The sequence below is a fragment of the Halohasta salina genome (assembly GCF_024178165.1).
In the GTDB taxonomy this organism is placed as follows: domain Archaea; phylum Halobacteriota; class Halobacteria; order Halobacteriales; family Haloferacaceae; genus Halohasta; species Halohasta salina.
Genome location: NZ_JAMZIE010000019.1, coordinates 1 through 8,212 on the forward strand (window position 1 = coordinate 1; position 8,212 = coordinate 8,212).

Below are 8,212 nucleotides of genomic sequence, written 5' to 3' on the forward strand. Positions count from 1 at the left end.
GTTCCTCGTCGAGAGTGTTGACGACAAAATTAAGCAGATGCTCTTCTTCGATCTGGTTGTCTGTTTGGGTCCGTGTCACACTACGTCCAAACAGACACTTCCTCTAACTCAATGTGATCGACTGAGTGTACTGATTGCTTTGCCACACAGCTGCTACAATACAACCCATACCGCTGTGTAGATGATCGTCATTTTGCTTGTTGAGTATCATCGGAGGATTCAATTTTCACTGTTGATTATAGTCTGATGTGAACCTATCCGGAGATAGAATCTATCTGTTTGCCTGTTCTAAATCTCGAGATCTCTTGGACCAATGGATATCTCAAGTCAGAGAAAATGCAATAACTAGCGGTGTAGAGTTCAAAGGGCCGATCACACAACCTAAGGAGGAAGTAGAGAATACCTATTTTTATCGACGGTGTATAGCATTCCCATCGAATAGACGAGTACAAAAAGTACTCAGTATTGACCATTCGGAGCATATCTTTACCAAAATCCTAGTCGACGGTTCTCTAGACGTCAATAATTATAGCGTGGTAAATGTCCTCCCCGATTCAAAGTTGCCCTCTGATGAGAAGTTGAATTCTTCACAAGATGACCTTTCGGATGGTACTGCGGATATCGAAACGGGGGATACACCAGCTGCTGAAAAAGGAGGGTCTGAACTTCCTACTGATAAGCAGAGTAATCAAAACAATGACGACCCGCTCGAGGCCCCAGAGGGTAACGCTAAATCAACCGTTACTGATTCTGTTGATTCTACAGGTGCCCCTCAATATACTGGCTCAGACGCGGTTCGAAGGCGCGTAATGGACCGAGCAGGGAATAGCTGTGAAGGGTGTGGTGAACCAGCTCCGTTCCTCGATAAACACGGTGAACCGTATTTACATGCCCATCACGTCTATGAACTCAATCAGGGTGGTCCTGATACCCCACAGTCAGTGATTGCTCTCTGCCCGAATTGCCATTACCGTGTTCATCATGGGCAAGATGGCGATGAATACAATGCCGAACTTATAGAGAAACTTTCTAATTTTCAGGAGTGATTTATACCACAGTTCGCACGGTCAAACCAACGTGATGCACTGGTGTTCTCAAATTCTCGTGAGACACCATCAAGAATCATTTACCAAGTATTATTCTACACTTAGAGAATGTTGGCTCTGTTGAAATCCTCAGAGAATTACATGTTCGTCCCGTAATTCTATGAGATGAAGTCCCTCCCGAAGTCGCAGATTCTCCGCTTTACTGAGAAAGCGATTCACCTGGCCCGCCGAGCGGTTTCTCGATACTCCTCGAAGTTCTCCAAACACCGCTATACACTCCCGCAGCACGTTGTTCTGCTGTGTCTCAAAGTTCGGAAGAATACGACCTACCGTGGACTGCTTGACGAGTTAATCGAGATGCCACGCATTCGTCAAGCTCTTGGATTAGCTGAACTACCTACGGCATCAACGCTCTGTAAGGCGTTCAACCGGCTTGATATGGCTGTCTGGCGTGTCATATTGACTCTCTCAGCCTCGCTACTTCCGACGAGCGGAATCGTTGGAGTCGATGCGTCAGGGTTCGACCGGAGTCACGCCTCGAAACACTACACGAAACGAGCTGAACTCACGATTCAGCAGCTCAAAGTGACGCTACTGGTCGATACGAAGGTGAACGCCATCCTTGATTTACACGTAACGACGACACGAAAACACGATAGTCAGATCGCTCCATCGTTGATCAAACGCAACCCCGAGACCATCGATATTCTGCTTGGTGACAAAGGGTACGACGATCAGAAAATCAGACGACTTGCCCGTCAACACGAGGTTCGGCCACTAATTAAGCATCGTGAGTTCACATCGCTTCACAAAGCGTGGAACACACGCTTAGACGCTGATCTCTACGGACAACGAAGTCAGTCCGAGACGGTTAACTCAACACTCAAGCGGAAGTACGGTGCGTTTGTTCGCTCACGGCGCTGGTGGAAACAGTTCCGTGAACTCACTATCGCTTGTCTCGTTCATAATCTCGACCGGTCACTCTAAGTGGTCAAACAGGGAACTCACAGGGCATCTTCGCTGTATCGTGACCGGAGAAAGAGATACACGATAGCGAAGGCAGTCCCTCCAAAGATTCCTCGCAACAGCCCCTCTCTGATGTTACCACTCAGAAGGAACGCTTCCATCCCCACCGAAACAACAATGACAATGATAATTAGAATCGCTCCGAGAATCCACGGGTTCTCTAAATCTATGCCAGCCATGAGGATACTGTCTGCGACCTCCTACATCAATGTTGGTCACCACGAAGCTCTCATCGACCGGCTGTTTCAGGTGAAAATATGTCTGAAGAATAGGATTTCAACAGAGCCAAACCTAAGAGGTAGGGAGTGGAACCACCTAGACTACTGTCAAGTGCCGCGGATTTATTCGTGGCAAGATAGTGTTTTCTTCATGGACGAACTGACAGCGAATATCTCGTTTGACAAATTCGTGGATATGCCAGAGTTCTATGGCTCGGGTGCAGCCGAGTATCGCTTGGCGATGGTGAAAGAACGAGACGATTTTCTCGATCTATTTGAGGGTGCTCACCACGTCGACGCGGTGACGTATGCTGAGACACCTGAGTTGATGGTCCAGATGTTGACCGACTACGACATTGGTTCCTTAGATGTGCTGATCGGGAATGCCGAAGACTACGCCGGGCAGGTCAACAACGTCTCGACCGCGAAGTCGCTGGTGGAGCTTCGACAGGATGGCCGTCTCACGGTTCGACTGAAGAATCGAAAGACAGTCCACTCGAAAATCTACCGCATCGTGATGCCTGATGAGACCGTAAAGCTCGTCCAGGGGTCGGCAAACCTCTCACGGAACTCCTGGGAGTACCACACAAACCAGATCTCCGTCTTCACAACCGAGGTTGGGACGGAACTAGATCAAGAGTTTGAGAAATTCATCGACCAGTATCGAGACGGATACAGCGACCAGACGCTCTTGGAGGGGCTCGTCGAAGCGATCGAAGAAGCAGATTCACCGGAAGAGCGGGAAAATCGCATCGAGTATTGGGTTGGTGCTGGCGATCTCGATGTGAGCGATACGGCTGCGCTGAACCAGGATGCCGTGGATGATTTGAAAGAAGTTGCCGATCAAGTGACGGCCGTCGTAGATGATCCCGAAGAGGCCGACAGAACGGTCGCGTTCGTCGAAGAACCCGAGAACGCCGACCGTTCGGTTATTGAACCAGACAATAATCCAACGGACGAAGAGAACGACAACGACGCTGATTCTACTGAACCGGACGCCAGCGAGGAAACACCTGACGTGGGGCTGGTTGAGTCGGACCACGAGACAAATCTCACCGAAACCTTAGATCGTCCGCGTGTTCGAGCGCCCGACGAGAAGATCCGGATGGGCACAAGCAAGGTCGACAAAGACACGGCCGATGAATTTGGAACCAGCCTTCGTGACCGTGGGGCCACTGTCGAAGATCACAGCATCACCGCACCGTTGAGCGCATACAACAACCAAGTCAAGGAGTCAACAGCCATTCCCACGATGTCGGTCCTCCCGGAGGCCGAACAGATCGTAATCGGTGAGGATGACGAAATGATCTTGGTGGCAACCGATGAGCCGACGCCGGAAATCCTGGATCACTGTCTCGGCACTATTGAGGCGTATATTGAGACGGTCCGAGACCACGGTCACACGCAGTCGGAGACTGCGGTGATGGCGCAAATGTACGAGGCGTTTCTCTATGGCTTTTGGGCCCCGTTTGCCAACCAGTACGCGGAGGCACTCTCCTCACCGTCACGGACGCTGGACAACGTCCTGCAGCACCTCTACATCGAGGGCAAGAGTGACGCCGGGAAGGACAAACTCACTGAGTACATCCTTCGGCTCGTCTCGGACAACACCGTCATTTCGGGAGTCGATGCAGACGATATTGGTGTGGCTGAGATTCGCGGGGTCCGTGAATGGGACACCTCTTTTCCGTACGCGATCATCGACGCGGAGAAACGCAAGATCCAGAACTGGAGTCCGATCCGGAACTACTGGGGTGACTGGACGCCGACTAACGTCGATCAGCCCTGTCTCATTTTCACAACGAACGACGCCCTTCCGAAATCGGAGTTCCGGAACCGAATGAAGATCCTGAGTATGGACGTGTCGTTCCCGTCCAACCCGGAAGATCCTGGATTCCGTGAGGCCCAAGAAGATCTTGGGGAGGTACTGGAACAGCAAAACCCGATTTTCAGTTACGTTGCTCGGCGGATGCTCACCGAGCAACCATGGACTGATGGAAACGGGACTATCGAAGACGTCCGCCGTATTTTCCGAGAGTTCTACGACGAAGCCGGTCGAGAGCAACCGAAGTACTTCCCCGCGGAGGAACCGGCCGAAAAGACGTACGACACGGGTCGACTCAAATGGCAACGTGATATCCAGGGTGGTCGCGTCACGTTCGAATCCGAGCCTGATGCGATCACCGCTGACTTCGACCGCGAGGAATACGAGGTGTATGACTACGAGAAGCGCTTATCGAAGCGGTTTATGTCCGATAAGTCAGGCACCAGCGTCTATATCGGTGCCCCAGAAGAGTTCGCCGAGTGGATCGGCTACTCTGTCGACGAACTTCTGAACGGTGCTGCAGAGACTGGGGATGGTATCGCTCAGACAGAGGACATAGACAAGAACGAAGATGGAGATGATGCTGATGATTCCAGTGGATTGCTCTCGCGGTTGTTTGGCGGATAATATTCGCAGTCCAAGTGGGAAAATCATCAAGTGGAATCAAAGAGACAGAATAATCATCGATGGATCGTGAGCGTGTAGAGGCGGTTGCTGATGCATTGGCTGCAGTCGGGTACGATGGGATTGTAGCTTTTGACCGGACCGAACCAGAGTACAGTACGATTGAGTGTCTCTACGAGAAATACGACTCTGAGGCCCACGTGAAGCTGCTAATGCTCTTAGCAGCGAGTCAGGATTACCAACTCAACGGTGATGCACAGCTCTTCTGGAGTGAATTAGAACGGACTGCAGAAGACTTTGAGAGACTCGATTCAGTACAAGCTGTTCGGGACCTCCTCGGCGACTTCATGCAAAGAGACATCAACGGTCGACTCAACCAACAAAAGCGCGATCGGCTCATTAGAGTGATCGAAGCTGGATTTGATGAATGGTTTGTATCGAACCACGACAGTGTCGCTCCACTGGATATCTGGGAGCGGTTCGCCGACGATCTAAACACTGATAAGGATGCTAAAACGGTGGTGCTGGCGATGAAGGTCTACGATATTGCTCACTTAGTAAAACACGGACAATACATGGAGTTCCCTCGAAAAATCCCAATCCCGTGTGATCTGCAGGTCAGACGTGTCTCGTGGAGTTCCGGTATCACTGAGAGCGACGATACTGACCAAGTCCTGGACGTCTGGGCCGAGGTGATGGAGAAAACAAGCCAGCGGCTTGGTCGACACATCTCATTGCTCCGTATAGATTCAATTATTTGGCAGGCTGGTCAGATCATCGGGAGAAACGAACCGGATAGAGAGGCTTCCCAACAGGCACTGATAGATCTCTTCGGAGAAGTTGGTGTCGACGAGGCCGGTGGAAAACAGCTTGCCAGAGAACTCACTACCGAAATGTAGATCAGCAACCAATCGTCACAGGTGGGCTCCGAGAAGTTCTGAAGCTTCGTTAAATCATTGTCCGAACTGAGCAGTTGGTGGCTCCTGGATCGCAAGATAGTGGGCACCAATCAGGTCGGTCTCAACCTCAGTACGCTTGTGTTTCGCGTCCATGCCGCCGGGGTCGGCCACCGAGAACAGTGCCTCACCACCGAAGGTCTGCTCGTGTTTTCGCAATCGATTCGTGAACGCTGAGGTTTCGCCGACGTACGCCAATGGGGGCGCATCTCCCTCATACCAGATACGGTAGACACCTGCCTCGGGAAGCTCCGGGTCGAGCCGATCCTGAAGCCGATACGGCCCCTCCCAAGCAAGTCCCATCCAGTCGGGTGCGGTCACGTCGTCGGCGTTTTCCCATGGGATCGGCCCGCAACCGGGTTCAGCGTTCGATTCGGTATCGCCGTCCACAAGCACCCCACCGACATAGCCACCACTCCGGTAGCTGGACTGTGAGTAGCCAGGGATGATCCGACCAAAGTTCGCCGTCGGACTTGCACCCATCTCTCGACGAGCAGTCGCAATGAGTGCTTCCTCGAATCCTTTCCGATGTGGGTCCGCAGTGGCGAACGAGGGCGTTGCAGTCGACACTTCTAATGCAGGTCCATACTCATCCCGAACGGCCCATAGACAGGGTGCTGCAGTGTGTGGATCACGGAATGGCATCTCCTCAGAAAACACATTCCGAGCAAGGGCACCGACTCGCCCACGTGTACTCCGACCGGTCTGACCAATATACTCAACTCCATCCCGGTCTGCATGGCGGACACGATAGAGTCCCGGATCAGTTGAGATTGAGCTCACCTCCTTGTCAGACGGATCGAGCGATAGCCAATCAGTCCAGCGTACTCCCATCCAGTCGTCCGCATACAGTTCTTGTTCGTTCATATCTTTCGATTGTGTCTCTGAAACAGGTTTCCTGTCATCAAGCGGTTAACAGCGCCGTTAAATAATCCATGTTGAGTCGATACATCTTGTCGCAGAATAGGTAATTAGGTAGATTGTTTGTTCGTTCCCCAGTTAGGATCATACATGTCATCACCGAGTTCCTCTACTGCCGACTGGAACTTGTTCTCGAATGTTTCTCGCCATTCCGAATCAAAGCCTGATTTATTGAACAGCTGCACAGCCAAGGATTTCTTGTGTTGGCTCCACCAAGCGAGATGGAATGTTGTAGCCAGTAGGGCACGGTATTCCGTTTCGTAGTATGGTTCCCACTGACCACGGAGGAGATCCATGAGTTTGTCACTGTTGTCTGCACCATGCATCCGTTCGATGAGTTCCGTCGTGCTCAGTGAATTCTGCGACATACAAGATACTGTAACGAGTATATGTCCTTCAGAATTAGTGCGTTACTGACGTTACTATCATTACTACATACTGAGGTCGTCTGGTTGGATATCAGCGCCGGTTTCCTGGAGAAGATAGCTGAATGCTTTGGCTGCGTTGATGCCACCGTCCGTTGGATGAACGCGTTTTGATCGGCCAACTGCTTCGATGGTAATATATTGTTGATCAAGTAATGGATCGAGGACGTGTCGATCGAGACGACGATAGTATCCTTTTTTCGAGTCTCCCGTGTACTCCGTGGCGAACGGCAGATTACTCTCTTTGCCGAACTCAATGAGATCGTCTTTCCGAATGTCGTAGGTTTCCGGGACATTTTCTGATTCTTGCTTGCAGAAAGCGAGGTACGCAAGCACAGCGACTTGTTGCTCGTCAGGGCCGTCCATTGGGTATCGTGGGAGTTCATCGGCGAATTCCATCCCGTGGCCAATGGGTTCTGTACCGGATGCGTACTGATCGGCTCTCACATAGTAGGGGATTGCCGCTCCAGTCACCATGCAGGCGATCATGCCGCCGATAGCTGTGATTGTAGATCCGGTAGTGAGGTTCACGTAGACGTTGTCACCGTCTCCGTTGTGTTTGATAGCTTGGTTTGCGATGACGGACATACTGTCATAGAGGTTGAACAAGTCACAGTCAAGCTGTGTCACGGTGATACCTGCGGTTTCTAAATCAGCGATGACGTCTTCGTGGTAGGCTGGTCGTGAGATGTTGTCTGCGATAAAATCGAGGAGGATCACGTGGTCTGCGTCGTACTCTTTGGCTGGGAGGACGATCCGATCGTGTTCAAAACCGAATGGGGCGATGTGGACTCGTTGACTCAAATTCATCAGGTGTGATGTATTTCTTTAACATTGGGTAATGACAGTAACGATAGTAACGTACTAACGCTCACCCGTTCACGGCGGGTATCTTAGTTTGCAGTCGTACAGATTGACCGGCTAAATGCTAACGCACACGGGCCGGTAGCGAGTAACAGAAACAATGTGGCAATTCCCGTACACCCAACGAGCCCCCGTTGACGTAGAAGTCCTCCATCGCAGCCCCCACTTATTTTTATTATGTTCGCTCTTGTGGCGGAGATTGTTGGTGAGTCATAGTGCAGCGTCGAGGATGGTTTTCAGAGCTTCTTCTCCTGATTTTCGGTAGACTCGGCGACGAAGCTGAAACGCTCTGAGGTACGGCGTGAGT

8 protein-coding genes and 1 pseudogene are annotated in these 8,212 nt (G+C 51.3%); 4 read left to right on the top strand and 5 right to left on the bottom strand.

From position 1 onward, the window contains the following. Positions 1–248 precede the first annotated feature (248 nt). Both NKJ34_RS15525 and NKJ34_RS15530 read left to right on the top strand, forming a co-directional pair. Positions 249–1,046, top strand: coding sequence for an HNH endonuclease (locus NKJ34_RS15525; protein ID WP_253739208.1), 798 nt, complete (start codon positions 249–251; stop codon positions 1,044–1,046). Positions 1,047–1,211: 165 nt separating this feature from the next. Continuing rightward, positions 1,212–2,033: an IS5 family transposase gene (locus tag NKJ34_RS15530; RefSeq protein ID WP_253739209.1), complete on the top strand. Its 822-nt coding sequence runs from the start codon at positions 1,212–1,214 to the stop codon at positions 2,031–2,033. Between the two features lie 17 nt (positions 2,034–2,050). On the opposite strand, the gene NKJ34_RS15535 is transcribed toward NKJ34_RS15530, so the two are convergent. Further along, entirely contained in the window at positions 2,051–2,251 is a 201-nt protein-coding gene (locus tag NKJ34_RS15535) for a hypothetical protein (protein WP_253739210.1), read from the bottom strand. 190 nt (positions 2,252–2,441) lie between these two features. Here NKJ34_RS15535 and NKJ34_RS15540 point away from each other — a divergent pair, with 190 nt between their 5' ends. Beyond that, positions 2,442–4,742 carry a phospholipase D-like domain-containing protein gene (locus NKJ34_RS15540; RefSeq protein ID WP_253739211.1) on the top strand — a complete coding sequence of 767 codons (2,301 nt, stop codon included), beginning with the start codon at positions 2,442–2,444 and terminating at the stop codon, positions 4,740–4,742. 59 nt (positions 4,743–4,801) lie between these two features. Then, positions 4,802–5,638 (top strand): N-glycosylase/DNA lyase, encoded by an 837-nt coding sequence (locus NKJ34_RS15545; protein ID WP_253739212.1) that lies wholly within the window; start codon positions 4,802–4,804, stop codon positions 5,636–5,638. A gap of 54 nt (positions 5,639–5,692) precedes the next feature. Here NKJ34_RS15545 and NKJ34_RS15550 read toward each other — a convergent pair whose 3' ends face one another. The 4 genes and pseudogenes from NKJ34_RS15550 to NKJ34_RS15565 form a co-directional block, all read right to left on the bottom strand. After that, entirely contained in the window at positions 5,693–6,085 is a 393-nt protein-coding gene (locus tag NKJ34_RS15550; RefSeq protein WP_253739213.1) for a hypothetical protein, read from the bottom strand. 581 nt (positions 6,086–6,666) lie between these two features. After that, a complete protein-coding gene (locus NKJ34_RS15555) occupies positions 6,667–6,984 on the bottom strand; it encodes a hypothetical protein (RefSeq protein WP_253739214.1) in 318 nt (105 codons plus the stop codon). Positions 6,985–7,047: 63 nt separating this feature from the next. Continuing rightward, positions 7,048–7,851: an HFX_2341 family transcriptional regulator domain-containing protein gene (locus NKJ34_RS15560; protein ID WP_253739215.1), complete on the bottom strand. Its 804-nt coding sequence runs from the start codon at positions 7,849–7,851 to the stop codon at positions 7,048–7,050. 264 nt (positions 7,852–8,115) lie between these two features. Beyond that, positions 8,116–8,212: pseudogene (locus tag NKJ34_RS15565) on the bottom strand (IS1595 family transposase); the annotation flags it as partial.

What these genes read in the sequence shown, in the direction of transcription:
- NKJ34_RS15560 (WP_253739215.1), bottom strand. Translation starts at nt 7,851, where the DNA reads ATGAATTTGAGTCAACGAGTCCACATCGCCCCATTCGGTTTTGAACAC.
- NKJ34_RS15535 (WP_253739210.1), bottom strand. Translation starts at nt 2,251, where the DNA reads ATGGCTGGCATAGATTTAGAGAACCCGTGGATTCTCGGAGCGATTCTA.
- NKJ34_RS15530 (WP_253739209.1), top strand. Translation starts at nt 1,212, where the DNA reads ATGAAGTCCCTCCCGAAGTCGCAGATTCTCCGCTTTACTGAGAAAGCG.
- NKJ34_RS15555 (WP_253739214.1), bottom strand. Translation starts at nt 6,984, where the DNA reads ATGTCGCAGAATTCACTGAGCACGACGGAACTCATCGAACGGATGCAT.
- NKJ34_RS15540 (WP_253739211.1), top strand. Translation starts at nt 2,442, where the DNA reads ATGGACGAACTGACAGCGAATATCTCGTTTGACAAATTCGTGGATATG.
- NKJ34_RS15545 (WP_253739212.1), top strand. Translation starts at nt 4,802, where the DNA reads ATGGATCGTGAGCGTGTAGAGGCGGTTGCTGATGCATTGGCTGCAGTC.